This is a genomic window from Paraburkholderia sp. BL27I4N3 (assembly GCF_003386115.1).
Lineage (GTDB): Bacteria > Pseudomonadota > Gammaproteobacteria > Burkholderiales > Burkholderiaceae > Paraburkholderia.
Map to the genome: position 1 here is coordinate 2536276 of NZ_QREJ01000001.1, position 15051 is coordinate 2551326.

General features: G+C 62.5%; 18 protein-coding genes. 7 read left to right on the forward strand and 11 right to left on the reverse strand.

Going from position 1 to position 15051, the window contains the following annotated elements; all coding sequences use genetic code 11:
* The first annotated feature begins 3 nt into the window (after positions 1–3).
* Positions 4–1479, forward strand: coding sequence for a UdgX family uracil-DNA binding protein (locus B0G71_RS11625; protein ID WP_116141881.1), 1476 nt, complete (start codon positions 4–6; stop codon positions 1477–1479).
* A gap of 203 nt (positions 1480–1682) precedes the next feature.
* Here B0G71_RS11625 and B0G71_RS11630 read toward each other — a convergent pair whose 3' ends face one another.
* The 6 genes from B0G71_RS11630 to B0G71_RS11655 form a co-directional block, all read right to left on the reverse strand.
* Positions 1683–2693, reverse strand: coding sequence for a LysR family transcriptional regulator (locus tag B0G71_RS11630; RefSeq protein WP_116141883.1), 1011 nt, complete (start codon positions 2691–2693; stop codon positions 1683–1685).
* A 100-nt stretch (positions 2694–2793) separates the two neighbouring features.
* A complete protein-coding gene (locus B0G71_RS11635; protein ID WP_116148514.1) occupies positions 2794–3201 on the reverse strand; it encodes a cupin domain-containing protein in 408 nt (135 codons plus the stop codon).
* Positions 3202–3272: 71 nt separating this feature from the next.
* Positions 3273–3752 (reverse strand): carboxymuconolactone decarboxylase family protein, encoded by a 480-nt coding sequence (locus B0G71_RS11640; RefSeq protein WP_116141885.1) that lies wholly within the window; start codon positions 3750–3752, stop codon positions 3273–3275.
* Positions 3753–3937: 185 nt separating this feature from the next.
* Positions 3938–4819 carry an RNA polymerase sigma-70 factor gene (locus B0G71_RS11645; protein WP_116141887.1) on the reverse strand — a complete coding sequence of 294 codons (882 nt, stop codon included), beginning with the start codon at positions 4817–4819 and terminating at the stop codon, positions 3938–3940.
* An 11-nt stretch (positions 4820–4830) separates the two neighbouring features.
* A complete protein-coding gene (locus B0G71_RS11650; protein WP_116141889.1) occupies positions 4831–5268 on the reverse strand; it encodes a hypothetical protein in 438 nt (145 codons plus the stop codon).
* A gap of 187 nt (positions 5269–5455) precedes the next feature.
* The gene (locus tag B0G71_RS11655) at positions 5456–6367 is read right to left on the reverse strand and encodes an AraC family transcriptional regulator (protein WP_116141891.1); all 912 of its coding nucleotides are present in this window, start codon (positions 6365–6367) and stop codon (positions 5456–5458) included.
* A gap of 98 nt (positions 6368–6465) precedes the next feature.
* Between B0G71_RS11655 and B0G71_RS11660 the strand changes: the two genes are divergently transcribed.
* Positions 6466–7209 (forward strand): SDR family oxidoreductase, encoded by a 744-nt coding sequence (locus tag B0G71_RS11660; protein WP_116141893.1) that lies wholly within the window; start codon positions 6466–6468, stop codon positions 7207–7209.
* Between the two features lie 12 nt (positions 7210–7221).
* Here B0G71_RS11660 and B0G71_RS11665 read toward each other — a convergent pair whose 3' ends face one another.
* On the reverse strand, positions 7222–7728 hold the full coding sequence (locus tag B0G71_RS11665; RefSeq protein ID WP_116141895.1) for a hypothetical protein: 507 nt from the start codon (positions 7726–7728) through the stop codon (positions 7222–7224).
* A gap of 153 nt (positions 7729–7881) precedes the next feature.
* Here B0G71_RS11665 and B0G71_RS11670 point away from each other — a divergent pair, with 153 nt between their 5' ends.
* The 4 genes from B0G71_RS11670 (at position 7882) to B0G71_RS11685 (ending at position 11595) form a co-directional block, all read left to right on the forward strand.
* Positions 7882–8787 (forward strand): DUF72 domain-containing protein, encoded by a 906-nt coding sequence (locus B0G71_RS11670; RefSeq protein ID WP_116141897.1) that lies wholly within the window; start codon positions 7882–7884, stop codon positions 8785–8787.
* A gap of 276 nt (positions 8788–9063) precedes the next feature.
* Positions 9064–9663 carry a ParB-like protein gene (locus B0G71_RS11675; protein ID WP_116141899.1) on the forward strand — a complete coding sequence of 200 codons (600 nt, stop codon included), beginning with the start codon at positions 9064–9066 and terminating at the stop codon, positions 9661–9663.
* A gap of 50 nt (positions 9664–9713) precedes the next feature.
* Entirely contained in the window at positions 9714–10586 is an 873-nt protein-coding gene (locus B0G71_RS11680) for an endonuclease/exonuclease/phosphatase family protein (protein WP_116141901.1), read from the forward strand.
* Positions 10587–10677: 91 nt separating this feature from the next.
* Positions 10678–11595: a YihY/virulence factor BrkB family protein gene (locus tag B0G71_RS11685; RefSeq protein ID WP_116141903.1), complete on the forward strand. Its 918-nt coding sequence runs from the start codon at positions 10678–10680 to the stop codon at positions 11593–11595.
* A gap of 190 nt (positions 11596–11785) precedes the next feature.
* On the opposite strand, the gene B0G71_RS11690 is transcribed toward B0G71_RS11685, so the two are convergent.
* The gene (locus B0G71_RS11690) at positions 11786–12049 is read right to left on the reverse strand and encodes a DUF2934 domain-containing protein (RefSeq protein ID WP_116141905.1); all 264 of its coding nucleotides are present in this window, start codon (positions 12047–12049) and stop codon (positions 11786–11788) included.
* A 565-nt stretch (positions 12050–12614) separates the two neighbouring features.
* On the opposite strand from B0G71_RS11690, the gene B0G71_RS11695 reads away from it, so the two are divergent.
* Positions 12615–12959 carry a hypothetical protein gene (locus tag B0G71_RS11695; RefSeq protein WP_116141907.1) on the forward strand — a complete coding sequence of 115 codons (345 nt, stop codon included), beginning with the start codon at positions 12615–12617 and terminating at the stop codon, positions 12957–12959.
* 54 nt (positions 12960–13013) lie between these two features.
* On the opposite strand, the gene B0G71_RS11700 is transcribed toward B0G71_RS11695, so the two are convergent.
* The 3 genes from B0G71_RS11700 to phbB form a co-directional block, all read right to left on the reverse strand.
* Complete coding sequence (locus B0G71_RS11700) at positions 13014–13679, reverse strand: protein-L-isoaspartate(D-aspartate) O-methyltransferase (protein WP_116141909.1); 666 nt, start codon at positions 13677–13679, stop codon at positions 13014–13016.
* Between the two features lie 411 nt (positions 13680–14090).
* Positions 14091–14249: a hypothetical protein gene (locus tag B0G71_RS41330; protein ID WP_166799213.1), complete on the reverse strand. Its 159-nt coding sequence runs from the start codon at positions 14247–14249 to the stop codon at positions 14091–14093.
* Between the two features lie 27 nt (positions 14250–14276).
* Positions 14277–15020, reverse strand: a complete 744-nt coding sequence (gene phbB / locus B0G71_RS11705; protein ID WP_116141911.1) for an acetoacetyl-CoA reductase — start codon at positions 15018–15020, stop codon at positions 14277–14279.
* Positions 15021–15051 lie beyond the last annotated feature (31 nt).

The following is a 15051-nucleotide window of genomic DNA, read 5'->3' on the forward strand; positions in this document are numbered from 1 at the left end:
GCAATGCGTTGCATTGTTATCGAAGATCATTTCGCCGCCTGGCGCGCCGCATCGCTCGGCGCTTTAGCTGATGGCCTCGCGCCGGAGACGATTGAATGGCGCATCAAGCAGGAACCTGAGTTATCGCAGGAGCAGGCGCTGTTCGACTATGGCACGACGTCAGAGGAAGCCGAGGCTCGATCCACCGCCGTGCATGTTTCGAAGGAGCTGGCGGCGCTATTGCAAGACGCCGCCCTGTGCCGCGAATCACAGCGTTGGGCGTTTCTGTACAAGGTCCTGTGGCGCTGGCATCACGGCGACCGCGCGGCCGCCTCGCCGGCGGACGCGGATGGCGCACGCCTTTATCGCATGGCCAAAAGCGTGCGGCGCGCCAAGCACGACATGATTGCCTACGTGCGGTTTCGCAAGCAGGCGTCGGCGTCAACGGCGGCGGTGCAGACGCCCGAATACATCGCCCGGTACGAACCCGAGCATGATGTATTGGCGTGGGCCGCGGAACATTTTGCGCAACGCATGGGGCGCGCGACCTGGATGATCACCACGCCGCGCGGCGCCGCTTTCTGGGACGGTCAGCAACTGCATCTGAAGCAGCGCCGCGCCCTGCCTCGTGACCATCGTTGCGATACCGCCGACGAAGCCGAGGCGCTATGGCTCGCCTACTACCGCAGCACGTTCAATCCGGCGCGGCTGAACGAGGCGGCGCTCGAACAGCACATGCCGGTACGCTTCTGGAAAGGCTTGCCCGAAGGTCATCTGATCCCCGCCATGATCAGCGAAGCGAAAAGCGGCGCACGCCGTGTGGCGCAGGCGAGCGGCGTCGGCGCGCTGGGCGGCAAAATCATTCCGATCGAAGCGGACATGGCGCAACCGATTCGCGTCCAGCCCTCGTCGCTCGATACCTGCCGGCGTTGCGACCTGTGGCGCAATGCGACGCAAGCTGTCGGGAGTTCGGGGCCAGGCGACGCGCGCATCATGCTGATCGGCGAGCAGCCCGGCGACCAGGAAGATCTGAGCGGCCAGCCGTTTGTCGGGCCGGCGGGGCAATTGCTGGAGACTGCGATCACGCGCGCCGGCTTGTCGCGCGAGCAGGTCTATCTGACCAACGCGGTGAAGCATTTCAAGTGGGAACCGCGCGGCAAGCGCAGGCTGCACAAAACGCCGGGACAGCGTGAGATCGAAGCGTGTTCTTACTGGCTCGAGAGCGAGTTGCACGCGGTGCGCCCGGCGGTGATTGTCGCGCTTGGCGCCACGGCGCTGACTGCCTTGCTGCGCGGGAAGGTCAGCCTGAAAGATTATCTCGATGCACCATTCAACGTGGACGGCGGCTGGGGCATCGCCACCTATCATCCGTCGTTCGCGTTACGGCAGCAGACCGACGCGGACCGCGACAAAATATTGGTCGAGATCAGCAACGCGCTCATCCGGGCACGTGAGCTGGCTGAATCCGCCACGCCGACTACAACGAAAGAGCAGCAGTAAAAAACGAATGACACGGCGAAGCCCTCTTCCCTGCTGTTAGACAATCAGTTCACAACAAAAACTCACGCAACGCCACGACACCCCGCACGTGCCATGCGTACAGAAAACATGGCAGCGACACACCGCCTCATGCGGTAGAGCCGCGGCGAAACGCACCGTGTCGCATGAAGAGCCTCAATCAACGCAAGGTCGCTCAGACGCCGTCACTCGACCGTCGATAACGAGGACCGCGTCGTCATCGACGTCAGGCACTGGAGGTCGAGCGCGCGCGTGTGCTCGGTCATGTAGTCGACGAACACGCGGACCCGTGCGGGAAGCTGCTTGCGGCTGAGATAGCAGAGGTAATGGCCGCCATCTTCCGGCGCGTGCTGCCCGAGACAACTGAGCAACTGCCCGTCGGCCAGCAGGTCGCACACCTGATAGGCGGGCAACTGCGCAATTCCCAGCCCGTCCAGCACCGACTGCACGATCAGGTCGGGGTCGTTGAATGTGTGCTGCGCAACGGGCTGGTGGCGCTGCGGGAGACCGTCCACCTTGAACTCCCATTCACTGATGCGGCCGGACGCGGCGAGGAAGTTGATGCAACGATGCTCCGCCAGTTCATCGACATGCCGTGGCAGCCCGTGTCTTCGCGCATAAGCGGGCGACGCGCAGACGAGCATCTGCATCGGAATCAGCCGGCGCGCCACGATTCCGCTGTCCGCCAGACGCCCGTCGTGAAACGATACGTCGACACGGTCGGCCGTGAAATCGGCGGGTCGATCGTTCAGCAGCAGTTCGAGGGCGATCTCGGGATAGCGCGCATGAAAGCCCCGCAGCAACGGCGCGACGATCTTGCGGCCGAAGCCCGGTGGAGAGACGATGCGCAGATGGCCGCGCGGCGGCCCGTTGCGCAGCTCCCGCATGTCTTCCAGCGCCTGGGCGATGCGCTCGATGCCAGGCTGACAGTTCTCGTAGAACAGCTCACCCTCGCGCGTCAACGACGTGCTGCGCGTGGTGCGCAGAAAGAGGCGCGCGTCGAGCTGGGCCTCGAGCTTCTGCACGTTGCGGCTAACGGAGGAACGCCCGATGCCGAGGCGATCGCCCGCGCGGGCAAAGCTGCCTTCGTTGGCAACGGCGAGAAAGGAAACGACGCCGGCGTAGCTGGTCGCGAAACTGCTGGCGAACGGATCGGCGGCGCCGGCGATACGGCGGCGTGAGGGGTCGTCTGACATGGAAGCGCTGTTCGTAAAGTCCATAGCGACTAGACGTATCAGCACTGCCATTTGTGACACCGTCCGCCCTTTTTTGAAACCGGATGCGGCGCAGAGGCGGCTATTTCTCCGGAACGAGAACCGGTGCGCCCTTATCCTTCAGCAGTAGCACGAGGAACCTGGCCGGCTTCGTCTGGCTGGCGTTGCGCCCGACCGTGTGAACATCGCCTGGGCCTTCATAGAAGGTCTGCCCGGGTGTCAGCGTGACTTCCTTGCCGCCCTTGACCTGCATCACGATCGATCCCTCCAGCACATAGATAAAACCGTGCGCATGATGCCGATGGACTGGGTCCGCCGCACCCGGCGGATACTCGACGGCGATCATCAAGGCTTCCTTGCCCGGATAGTCGTCAAGAGGCTGCGTCATCAACGGCGTGACGACTGCGGCGGGCGCCTCGGCGCGCGCCACGCTCCACGACGCGCTCACGACGACGAGCGCGGCCAGTGCCGTATTTCTCAAACGAGGCATGATAAGTGTGTCCATGAATAACGCGGCCCGCCCGCGCGGGCCTGAACTGGACAAAAGCGAAACCCGTCTGCTCAGACGAGGTTCGCCTTGTCCAGACCGAATGCCTTGTCGGACGAACCCGGCACCGTCTTGAACGCGACGTTCGCACGGTTCCATCCGTTGATCGCCATCACTTCGAACGTCAGGTCCGAGAGTTCCTTTTCGGAAAATTGGCCACGCACGCGCTCGTAGAGCTCGTCGGGCACGCCGTGCTCGGGAATCCGGGTCAACACTTCCGTCCATGCCAGCGCGGCGCGTTCGCGCGGCGCGAAAAGCGTCGACTCGCGCCACGTCGCGAGGTGATGGACGCGCAACTCGCGCTCGCCGTGCATGCGCGCTTCCTTCACGTGCATGTCCAGACAGAATCCACAGCCATTGAGTTGCGACGCCCGGATCGACACCAGGTCACGGATCGATTCTTCGATCGTGCTGTCCTTCAGCAGATTGCTGAGTTCGAAAAACTTCTTGAACAGTTCCGGCGATTGCTGCACATAGTTGATACGCTGCGTCATGATTTCTCCTGGCGACGATGAGTGGCCACCCTGCCTTGCGGGTGGCGTTAGCGGCAATGAGCCGCACAAAGTCATCGTAGGTGGGCGCGGCGTGTCACGGTAGGCCTGGAGACGCGCTCACCATGTTGTCCGCGCGGCACCAATCGAGTCGTCGACGCGCGCCCGCGCCGCGGAGAAACCGGCCTTCAGTCGTTGGCGTGTGCTGCCGCGATGCGCGCGAGCTTGTCAGGGTTGCGCTGCACATGAATACGAACGATGCGTTCGCCGTCGGTTTCGAACGACTGCGCCGATTCGAGTTTGCCTTCGATAAACCGCAGCATCGCCCATTGGCCGTTGAGCACCACGAGCTTGACGCTGAGTTCGTCGCCATAACGCCGGGACGACGCGTAGAACAGCTGCGCGATGCGCTGGCCGCCAACCATTGGTTTCGGGAAGCTCTGGACTTTGCCGCCGCCGTCGCCGATCAGCTTTGCGTCTTCGGCCAGCAATGCGTTGATCGCGTGAAAGTCGCCGCGCTGCAGCGCCTGCACGAATGTGCTCAGCAAGCGCAGATGCGTTTCGCGCGGTACTTCGTAGCGTGGACGTTCGTCGCGCAGTTGCGCTTTCGCACGGCTTACCAGCTGACGGCACGCCGCCTCCGTCTTGCCCATGGCCTGGGCGACCTCGTCATAGTCGGCGTCGAATATTTCGCGCAGCAGGAACGCCGCGCGGGCTTCAGGCGTCAGCCGCTCGAGCAGCACCAGAAAAGCCACGGAGATGTCGTCGGCGCGCTCCGTGGCCTCCTCCGGCGTTGCCGGCAAATCGCTCATCAGCGGTTCGGGCAACCAGATGCCCGTGTAGTGTTCGCGTTGAATCTTCGCCGCGCGCAGACGGTCGATGGACATCCGTGTCGTGACCGCGACCAGCCACGCCTCCGCGTTGTCGATGGCATCACGGGCTGTTGCATGCCAACGCAGCCAGACGTCCTGCACGATATCTTCGGCCTCGGCAACCGACCCCAGCATTCGATAAGCAATCTTCTGCAAGCGCGGGCGCAGCCCGTTAAAGGCACGTGCGTTGTCGTCCATGCACCGGTTTCCTATTTTTCCCGCAGCGATGCGACATATTGTTTGGCGGCTTCGTTGCCATGCGCGAGCGCCCGTGACGCCAGAGAGAATCCCACCTGAGTTTCATGGGCGACTGCGCTGCGGTCTTCGTCGAAGACTTTTGCCGCGCGCCGAAGATGTTGCGCCGCCTGCCCATGAAGTTCCGACGCCGCTGCATGATGTTGCGCGGCAGTCAGGCCGCTATCGACGGACCCTGCCGGCAACGGAGCGCCTGAATGCCTGGCGGCGAGATTGGATTCCTCGATGGCATACAGCGCATGGCCTTGCGCCAATACGGCCTGATGAGCAGCGTGATCGTAATTCTTGGCCGCCTCGTAGTACTGCGATGCCTCGCGATGAAAGCGCGCCGCCTGCTCGTGATGCGATGCGGCAGCATCGAGATGCACTTTTTTACCCTGCTTCGTATTCATGGCAGATCCTCCTGGAGCGGCCTCGCTCTGCAGCGATGCTGGAGAAACTCAAAGCCGGCTGGCACAGCTTTGATTGGCAAGAGCGTCTCGGGCCGAATGCATGACTTGTTCTAATCGACGTTGCAGTTCACCGCGAACAAATACTACCTGAAAATATGCAGGCAACTCGGCTCCATTCCGGCGCACATCACAGGCGTGACGTGTCGCTTTGCTCGTGCGCGTACTGAGTCGGCGGTAGTCCGACATGGCGAGTGAACGCGACGCTGAACGCACTTGCCGAACTGTAGCCGACGCGCTCCGCTACTTTCGCGACGCCGCTGCCATTCTGCCGCAGCAGGTTCTTCGCCAAGGCCATGCGCCAGGACAACAGGTATTCCATCGGCGCGACGCCGACTGCGCGGCTGAAGCGTTCGAAAAATGCCGAGCGGGACAGCGCGGCGGCTGCCGCCAGTTGCGCAACCGTCCAGGACTTGCCAGGACTTTCGTGCATCTGACGTATGGCCAGCGCAAGACGTCCGTCGGCGAGTCCGCGCACAAGGCCGGGCGATGCTGCCGTTCCCGTCGACCGGAGCGCTTCGATGAAAAGAACCTCGAGCAGCCGCGCGAGCACGACCTCCCGCGCGGGCCGCTGCTCGCGAGATTCGTCTCTCACGAGTTTCACCAGGGTGGCCAGCCTGGGCTCGCCGCGAACATGCACGAGATCAGGAAGAAGTGACACCAGCAAGGCCGCGTCCGGTGAACCGAACACGCAGTGGCCGACAAGCAGCTGTACGTCAGCCGGGTCGCTCTCGACGCCGAGCCTGAATCCGCCGTCGAGCAGCGCGACGGGCGAAGTGTCGGCGTCTTCCTGTTCGGGTGGCTCGAGACTGGACATCGTGAAGCCGCATACCTCAGGGATCAGAACGAAATCATCTGCCTGAAGAATGATCGGCTCGTGCCCATTCGCCGCGAGGCGGCACGAACCGGCGAGGATCACGCAGTAGAACGGCTGCCCGGCTTCTGAGCGGCGAACGCGCCAGCGACCGGCGCCGCTGACCACCTTCGAGAACGTGGCGAGCGGCTGCAGCAGCGTGACGATCTCGGCAAGAGGGTCCACCATAACCGGACTCCTTCGAATGAAAACCGGACGCTCGATTGTAGCAAGTCCGGCGGTGGCGACTTATTGTGTGGATCTCGCCACCCTCTATTGGACTCGCCATGAAAACCGTCCTGATCACCGGATGCTCGTCCGGATTCGGCCTCGACACCGCCCGCTATTTCCTCGATCGTGACTGGCGCGTCATCGCCACCATGCGCACGCCGCGCGAGGATGTTCTGCCGCGCTCCGAACGTCTGCACGTACTTGCCCTCGATGTGACGGATCCGCAGAGCATCCGTGATGCCGTGGAGGCTGCCGGGCCGCTCGACGTGCTCGTCAATAACGCGGGGATTGGCGTGCTGAACGCCCTAGAAGGCACCTCGATGGACATCGCTCGCGAAGTCTTCGAAACGAACACGCTCGGCACGATAGCGATGACCCAGGCGGTTCTGCCGCAGTTTCGGGAACGCAGAGGAGGCGTCGTCGTCAACGTCACTTCGAGTGTGACCTTGAGGCCGCTCCCTCTGCTCTCCGTCTACACCGCCAGCAAGGCGGCGATCAACGCGTTCAGCGAATCCGTGGCGCTGGAACTGGAGCCGTTCAATGTACGCGTGCGCCTCGTCCTGCCGGGACGCGCGCCGGAAACCCGCTTCGGCGAGAACGCGCAGTCCCGCATGCAGGGCGGCGTTCCCGAAGCGTATTCGGATCTGGCGCAACGCGTCTTCGCCCAATGGCAGCAGGAGTCGGCGATCACACGCTCGCTCGACGTAGCGCAGGCCGTGTGGCGCGCGGCGAACGACCCATCGGCCCCGCTGCGCATCGCCGCCGGTGAGGACGCTATTGCGTGGGCCAATTCGCAGTGAAGCGGACGGCTGTCAGGACTTCTTCGTACGCGGTAGCGCCGCATTCAGAAACGGATTGAAGGTGCTCGACCCGGCCGGCGTATCGGCTTTTTTCGAGCGACGCCGCTTGGCTGAGGGTGCACTGCCCGACAATTGCGCCAGCAGTTCATCCGCAGCGGATTCTTCGTTCGCGTCGGCTGGTTTTCTGCTTCTGGCGCGCCGCGGTTCGGCTTCCTTGGCAGTTTCACTCGCAGCGCCAGCCGAAAGTGCGGTTTCCGCGATGTGTTCGACCACCGTCATAAACGAGGTCGCCGCCGCCTGCTGGTCAGCGCCCGGAAGCATCGTCTGAACGACGATTTCATGCAGCGAGCGGCCATCGACGGAACGGACTCGTGGGCTGCCATGCCAGTCGACATCCGCTTGCGCGAACGCGCCAATGACGCGCTCCAGCACCGCCGGCGACAGAACGCCACCGTCGTAGAGGCTAACGACCACGCGCTCGAAAATTCCAAACGCAGTTGATGGAGAAGCTTTCGGCACGACTTCTTACTCCTTGATAGTCCGTTGTTAAGCGCCCTGCAGTCAGGCGATCCGTACCCCGTGAACTGAACCCCGGACGCCGCGACACTGCGGGAACACCGGTTGCTCGCGTCGTCTGCATTTGGTTCACACATGCAATCGCGCGATAGACCCATGAAACAGATCGGCGACGTACGTATCGGCATTTCGGGTTGGCGCTACAAGGGATGGAGAGATGCGTTCTACCCCCGTGGGCTGAAACAGGCCGCCGAACTGCAGTTTGCGTCGTCGCTTTTTCAGAGCATTGAAATCAATGGTACGCATTACAGCCTTCAGTCGCTCGACAGTTGGCGGCGTTGGTATGCCGAGACGCCCGCCGACTTCGTCTTCAGTGTGAAAGGCGCGCGGTATCTGACGCATCTACTGCGTTTCCGCGACGACAGCGCGCAAGTCGCCAGCGCCAACTTTTTCGCGCAGGGCCTGCTCGCCCTGAATGAAAAGCTGGGCCCCATTCTGTGGCAGTTCCCGCCTTCGTTCCGCTTCGAGCCGGCGGCCATGGAACGCTTTTTACGTTTCCTGCCTCGCGACACCGCGGCCGCGCTCTCTTTGGCGGAGCAACACGATGCGCGGGTCAAGACGCCCTATGTCGCGATGGACCGCAAGCGCAAACTGCGCCACGCCGTCGAGGTGCGTCACGCCAGTTTTATGGACGCCGCCTTCATCGAAATGCTCAGGCAATACGACACCGCGCTGGTCGTCTCCGATTCGACCGAACCGTGGCCGTTGGCGGAAGACGTCACCGCTGACTTCGTTTACATCCGACTGCATGGCACCGAATCGCGTTATTCCGGCGCCTACGCGGACGAAGCGCTAGACGACTGGGCCGCCCGGATCGACGCATGGCGCCGCGGTTCGCAGCCCGCCGACGCGCGGTTGATCGCGCCGAATCTTCATCCTCCGCGTCGGGCGCACCGCGACGTGTACTGCTATTTCGACAACGATGCCAAAACACATGCGCCCTTCGACGCGCAGCGGTTGATCGAACGGCTCAGCTTAGAAGCCGTGCATTCGGTGGCGTAAACGGAAGGCAGGATTTCGGCGCGGACCACAAGCATTACCTCGATTGTTTGCGCTTGCCGCTCAGCTTGTCCGCGTGTTGAAGGGCAGCGACAATCGCGTCATACACGCGTTGCCGCGCCGGCTTGACGTGGAGCAAGGTGCAGGCCCGGCGCGAGAATGAGGGTCCGTCATGACGACTGCCAGACACGCGCGCTGCTTCTATTCGCAGCGGCATGCATCTTGCGCGAGGACTCAACAGGCGGACTCTGGTCGACCGCTTTTTGCAAGGGAGACGGCATGATCACACTAAAAATCGAACGCCTGCGTCCCACTCAACTGACACACGGCGCGCGGGAGGTCCGCAATAAAATCAGCCAATATAAAGCGCTGAGCGGGCACGATCTGGAAATGGCGATCGCTGAGAAACCGATACCCGTCGTCTACGGCCCGGGCAACATGCCGTTTGCGATCGACCATCATCACGTCGCTGCCGCGCTCTGGCACGTGGGCGTCAAGTCCCTGCCGGTCGTTCTGGTCAGGGATCTTTCCTCTTATTCGCAGGCGTCTTTCTGGCTGAGCATGGAAAACGAACGGTGGGCGTATCCGTTCGACGCTGAAGGCAAACGTCGGCCGTTTTCCGATTTGCCGGAACACATCTGGGCGCTGCCCGATGACGAGTACCGCAGCCTCGCAGCGGCAGTGCGCGATGCCGGCGGTTATGAGAAAACCAATGTCCCGCTGGAAGAATTCCGCTGGGCCGACTTCTTTCGCTCGAATCTGCCAAGACCGGACAGTGACGAGACATTCGCCGCGCTAGTGGACGAAGCGATCGGCCTGGCAAAGACCAAGGCGGCGCTGGGACTGCCCGGCTACCTCGGTCCGGACACAGTGGGCTAGCTCTGCCCCGGACAACCGGGCGGCGCAAGCCGAATGGAGTTTAAACCGCCATGAAACTCGTCGATTGGAATGTTCAATGGGGACGCGGCGTGGACGGCCGGGTCGACCTCGCCCGAATCGTGCGCGAAGCGCGCGCGCTGTGCGATTTCGAAATTCTCTGCGTGCAGGAAGTCACGCGCGGTTTTCATGAAGGCCCGGCGTCGGGCGGTTTGGCCGGCGGCCCATCCGCCGACCAATTCGTCGAGCTGGCCGCACTGCTTCCGCAGTTCACGGTGCTCGACGCAGTGGGCTCCGATCTTCCGGCGCTCGGCGCGAGCCGGCACCGGCGTCAGTTTGGCAACGCGATCGTCACGCGCCTGCCCGTCAGGCAAGTACTGCGTCATTCGCTGCCGTGGCCTGCGGACCCCGCCAAGCCGTCGATGATGAGAGTCGCGCTCGAAGCCGTGATCGAAACCGATATCGGCGCGATTCGGGTGGTCTCCACGCACCTCGAGTTCTATTCGGAGAAGCAGCGGCTCGCGCAGGTCGCCAGTTTGCGGGAACTGCACAGAGAAGCGTGCGCTCACGCGCAAGCGCCCGCCAAGGCGGAGAAAATCGACAGCCCGTTTTACGACACCGCGCGACCCGTGGACGCGATTGTCTGTGGTGACTTTAACAGTGCGTTCGAAAGCAGCGCGTATTGCCGGATGCTCGAACCGATTGCCGACGCTCCCCGTTTTATCGATGCGTGGGCCAGTTCGCACCCTCGCGCGCCGCGTGCCCCTACAGTGGGTTTATATGATCACGACCAGTGGCCGGAGGGGCCCTTCGCCTGCGATTTCATTTTCGTAACGGAGGATCTGACATCGCGCATCGCAGCTTGCGAGGTCGATCAGGATAGCGAGGCCTCGGACCATCAGCCGATGTGGCTCGAACTGCGCTAGGCGTCGATAAAGAACAATCGCTGACGTCGCGGCGGCTCGGAAATTGCTCTGATCGAGAACACGGAAGACAACCAGCCGGCCGGAGAACAGTATGGAATATCAGCGACGCGATGCAGGCTCCCGATCCAGCCGGGCAGGCGGCGCAGTGGCCGTCATGAGGGACGCCGTCGAGCGATTTTCGTCGGACCGTTGCGCGATGATGGGCGCGAGCATCGGCTTCTACTCCGCGTTTTCGCTGGCTCCGACTTTAGTGATCGTCCTCGCCATTACAGGCTGGTTCGTCGGCCGCGACATCGCGCAGGGGCAATTCTTCGGTCAGATCAGGCAGTTGCTTGGCAATGACGCCGCCAGTGCGATGCAGGCTGTCGTCGAGCACGCGCATCGTTCCAATGGTAGCGGCGTGGCGGCGGCGTTCTCTGTCGTGCTGCTTCTCGTCGGGGCTTCGGCGACGTTTTCCTGCCTGAATACAGCACTCGATGTCGTGTTCGCGGCGAAATCGCCTAAAGGCCTTGCGGGCCTCGCGTGGGTCATACGGGCGCGACTCGTCTCGCTCGGCCTGCTCATGGGACTCAGCTTTCTGCTGGTGGTCTCGCTGGTACTCGACGCCGCGATACAGACGGCCGGCAGCGCCGTTTTCGGTAGCTCGACGCTTAGCGTCGTTGCCGACGTCGCGCAGTCCATTTTCGGCCTCGTGATACTGACGTTCGGACTCGGCGCTCTGATCAAGTGGCTCCCCGACAAGCGGGTCAATTTCCGTTCCGCGTTGATCGGCGGGGCCGTCGCGGCGCTGCTGTTCACCGTGGGCCGACACCTGTTTGGTTTATATCTCGCGCATGCTGGAACCGCGGGCGCATTCGGTGCAGCAGGTTCGCTCGCTGTGTTGATGATGTGGTTATATTTTTGCGGCATCGTTTTTCTTTTCGGCGCGGAGGTCACTGCTTCGTTGTCTCAAACGCCGAAAGACGATAACGCCGCGGACGTCAAGGCTCGTTTGAACGCGGCGCATTGAAGCGCCCTAAAAGAGCGGGCGTTTCAAACCTGGACATCCGAGGCGGCGAGTATGCGGCCTCAATCCACGCAGGCGAGGCGCGGCAGTGTGAGGCGATCCTGCCGACGCCCGCAACGCAGTTCGGATAGTCCGATCAGTCGCGCCCAGCATCTGCGAGCCGTGCGCTCCCAACGCCACGGCGGCGCCGACGCTACCGGTTTTCTCCAGTCCCCGCATCCACACCGTCGCCAGACACGTCCTGCAATTGCTCTTCCGGCGCGATACGGCCGCCCCGCTCCCGTTCGGCTGACTGATCGGCGCTGGGTTCAGGACTGTCCCGCGCATCGTCACCCTCGGCTTCGATCTGCCGGCGCGCTTCCTCCCAGTGCCTTTCCGCGTTGTTGTCGGGTGACGGATCGTTTTCCCAGAGATGATATGCCCGCGTACGAATGCGGGCTTCGAGATCGTTGTCCATGCTGCGTTTCTCCTAAAAAAGTGCATGCGGCGATGCGAGCCGGTGTCGCGGCGAGTCCGGCGCCCTACTGTCGTTCGCTGATCGGTACGCGCACGGACGAAGCATGAAGATGCAGAGCGCGCCGGATAACAGAAGCCGGACAGTGTCGTCCCCAAGTGCGGATCTCACGTTGCATGGGAAGTGAGAATGGCCGTATGAGCTTGAGCAAAGGCTATACCCGCACGGTTCTGAAACTGGCCGGTCGCCACACGGCTTACATTGCTTCGCTCGGCTTGCAATGCAGTGCAAAAAATTCGCGTCTATGCGTGCTTCTTCTATAAACCGCTAATGGATCGCAATTCGCCGCTCTTCGTGACCGACCAGTCGCCCCATCGCAACGACACGCCACACCATAGTATCGACGAGTGATTCAGCGGGTTTCCGCACGCAAACGTCGCCGATTACGGTGCACAGTCCTCACGTTCGGTGAACGGGCGGACTATAACGGTACTCATACAGTGAACCTCCTGCGAGCGGCCGATCGGCTCCCGCTCCTGCCCGCGTGACTGGCCATTCGGAGTTCAGAATGCAATCGACTGACGAGCAAGTCGCAGTGCCACCGGATGATCCCGCCGCGAAAAAGATGGCGGCTGAAAACAGCACAGCGGATCAGCGAGATCGTTACCGGCTCACCGTGCGCGCAAAGGCGGGGCATCTGAGGGTCGTTGCCGCGTGGCAGGTTCTCGGTTGCGAAGCACCGCAGGCGGACCACGTGCGCATCCGTGTGGATCGGCGTCACTGCTACGAAGAAATGACCGTGACATTCACGGCGGTGTCGCCCGACACGCTCGCGGCGATGGTGGGCCGGTTGGTCGCGCTCCCGTGGGCGCTAGACGCGTATTTTTGTCCCTGCGCATTGTCATCGGGGTAACAGCATCCTTTCCGCGTCCGCTGTCCGACGAATGCCTCACGCGCCCGCATCGACCTACCACCCGTCCATGTCGCCCCAGCCCTGGGCACCGATCAACGGCACAAAACGCACGAGATCGAGTATTTCTTCGTGGTAGGTTGTGCTGCTGACCCGAGTGAGGCGGATCAGCCGCTGATGGTCCGGATCCGGGCCCACGGGCATCACAATCCGGCCGTCGATCTCGAGTTGCGCGCTCCACGCCGGTGGCACGCCCGGACCGGATGCGGTGGCGACGATGGCATCGAACGGGGCACGCGCCGGCAACCCGAGCGTGCCGTCCGCGGTGTAGACGTTCACGTTGCCGTAACCGAGCGCGCGGAGCCGATCCATGGCGCTCTCAGCCAACTGCCGATGACGCTCGATCGTGTCGACGCGCGCGACCATTTCCGCGAGCACGGCCGCCGCGTAGCCGGAACCCGTGCCGATCTCGAGCACACGGTCTTCCGGCTCGAGGCGCGCCGCCTGCAGCATGCGCGCGACCATGAACGGTTGCGTGATGGTCTGGCCGGCATCGATCGGCAGGGCTGCGTCCGCATAAGCCCACGCGCGCAAATCAGGGCTTAGAAACACCTCGCGCGGCACGCGCCGCATTGCGTTCAGAATGAGCGAATCCGCGATGCCGCGCGCGATCAGTTGCCGCTCGACCATCCTTTCGCGCGACGTTGCAAGATCTTCATGCACCGTGCTTCTCCCCTTATTGTGCAGCGGCACACTGTCCCGGGGCTGCCTGAACATACTTCACCATAGCGCGAAAAATACCGGTTGACATGGCCTGAGAACGAAGGCCGTTATGTACGCGGAGCCGCTTATCTTTTTTAGCAACTGACGTGCCTCGGGACCGGGTATGCAGGCAGCTCATCACGCCCGGCTACGCCGATGACAGCGCCCGTCGACATCGGGCGAAGAGTGCGAAAAACGCTTGATATAAAGGGGCAATGTCACGCGCCGTGCGCCCGCGCAACATTCGTGGTCCGCTTAAAGCGTCACGACAATCGTCATCGCGCTCATCACGAAGAACAGTTGGCCGTCGAGCGCGGCAACAAGTCCTCTTTCCATCGACAATTCACCGCGCCCTGGAGCGCGGTAACCGGCTCAATGCCGTGCGCTGCGCCAATGCGGCCAGTAGTGATGGTGCCCCATCTGCCTAAGCCGCTTTCGACGCATTTGCTCCTGGTGATAGTGAGCGGCGACGAACACGGCTGCGGTCGCCATCACGAACGAACCTACGACGATTGCCACTGCTTCATTCATCGGAACCTCCGTTGCTGACTATCCGCTTCATTGCAGGTGCTGCCCGCCATTGATCGCAATGTTGGCTCCCGTCACGAAACCGGCTTCGCGCGAACATAGGTAGAGCACCAATGCGGCGACTTCGTCGGGCTGTCCGAGCCGGCCGACCGGAATCTGCGGAATGATCTTCGTCTCGCGGATTTCCTCGGGCACCGCCATCACCATCTTCGTTGCGATATAACCTGGCGAGATCGTGTTGACGGTCACGCCTCTCTTCGCCACCTCGAGCGCCAGCGATTTCGTGAAGCCATGCACGCCCGCCTTGGCCGCCGCATAGTTGGTCTGACCGAAGCCGCCCTTCGAGCCGATGATCGACGACACGTTGATGATGCGGCCCCAGCCTCGCTCGACCATGCTGTCGCACACCGGCTTCGTCATGTTGAATACCGAATCGAGGTTGGTTCGGATTACCGCGTCCCAATTGACCTTGTCCAGCTTCTTGAAGCTCGCGTCGCGCGTGATGCCGGCGTTATTGATCAGGATATCGACCGGGCCGACTTCAGCTCCGATCTGCGCCGCGCATCGGCTGCACGAGTCGTAGTCGGCGACATCGACCGCGTATGCGCGGAACTGTCGTCCCTTCGCTTCCATCCGTGCGAGCCACTCGTTCGCGCCGGTGTTGGCCGGCGAACAGGTAACCACGACCGCATACCCGGCGTCATGCAGCTTGATGCTGATTGCTTCACCAAGTCCGCCCATTCCACCCGTCACCACCGCGATCTGCTTTGCCATCGAATCGTCCTCGCAAAAAATCGGCCTCGTA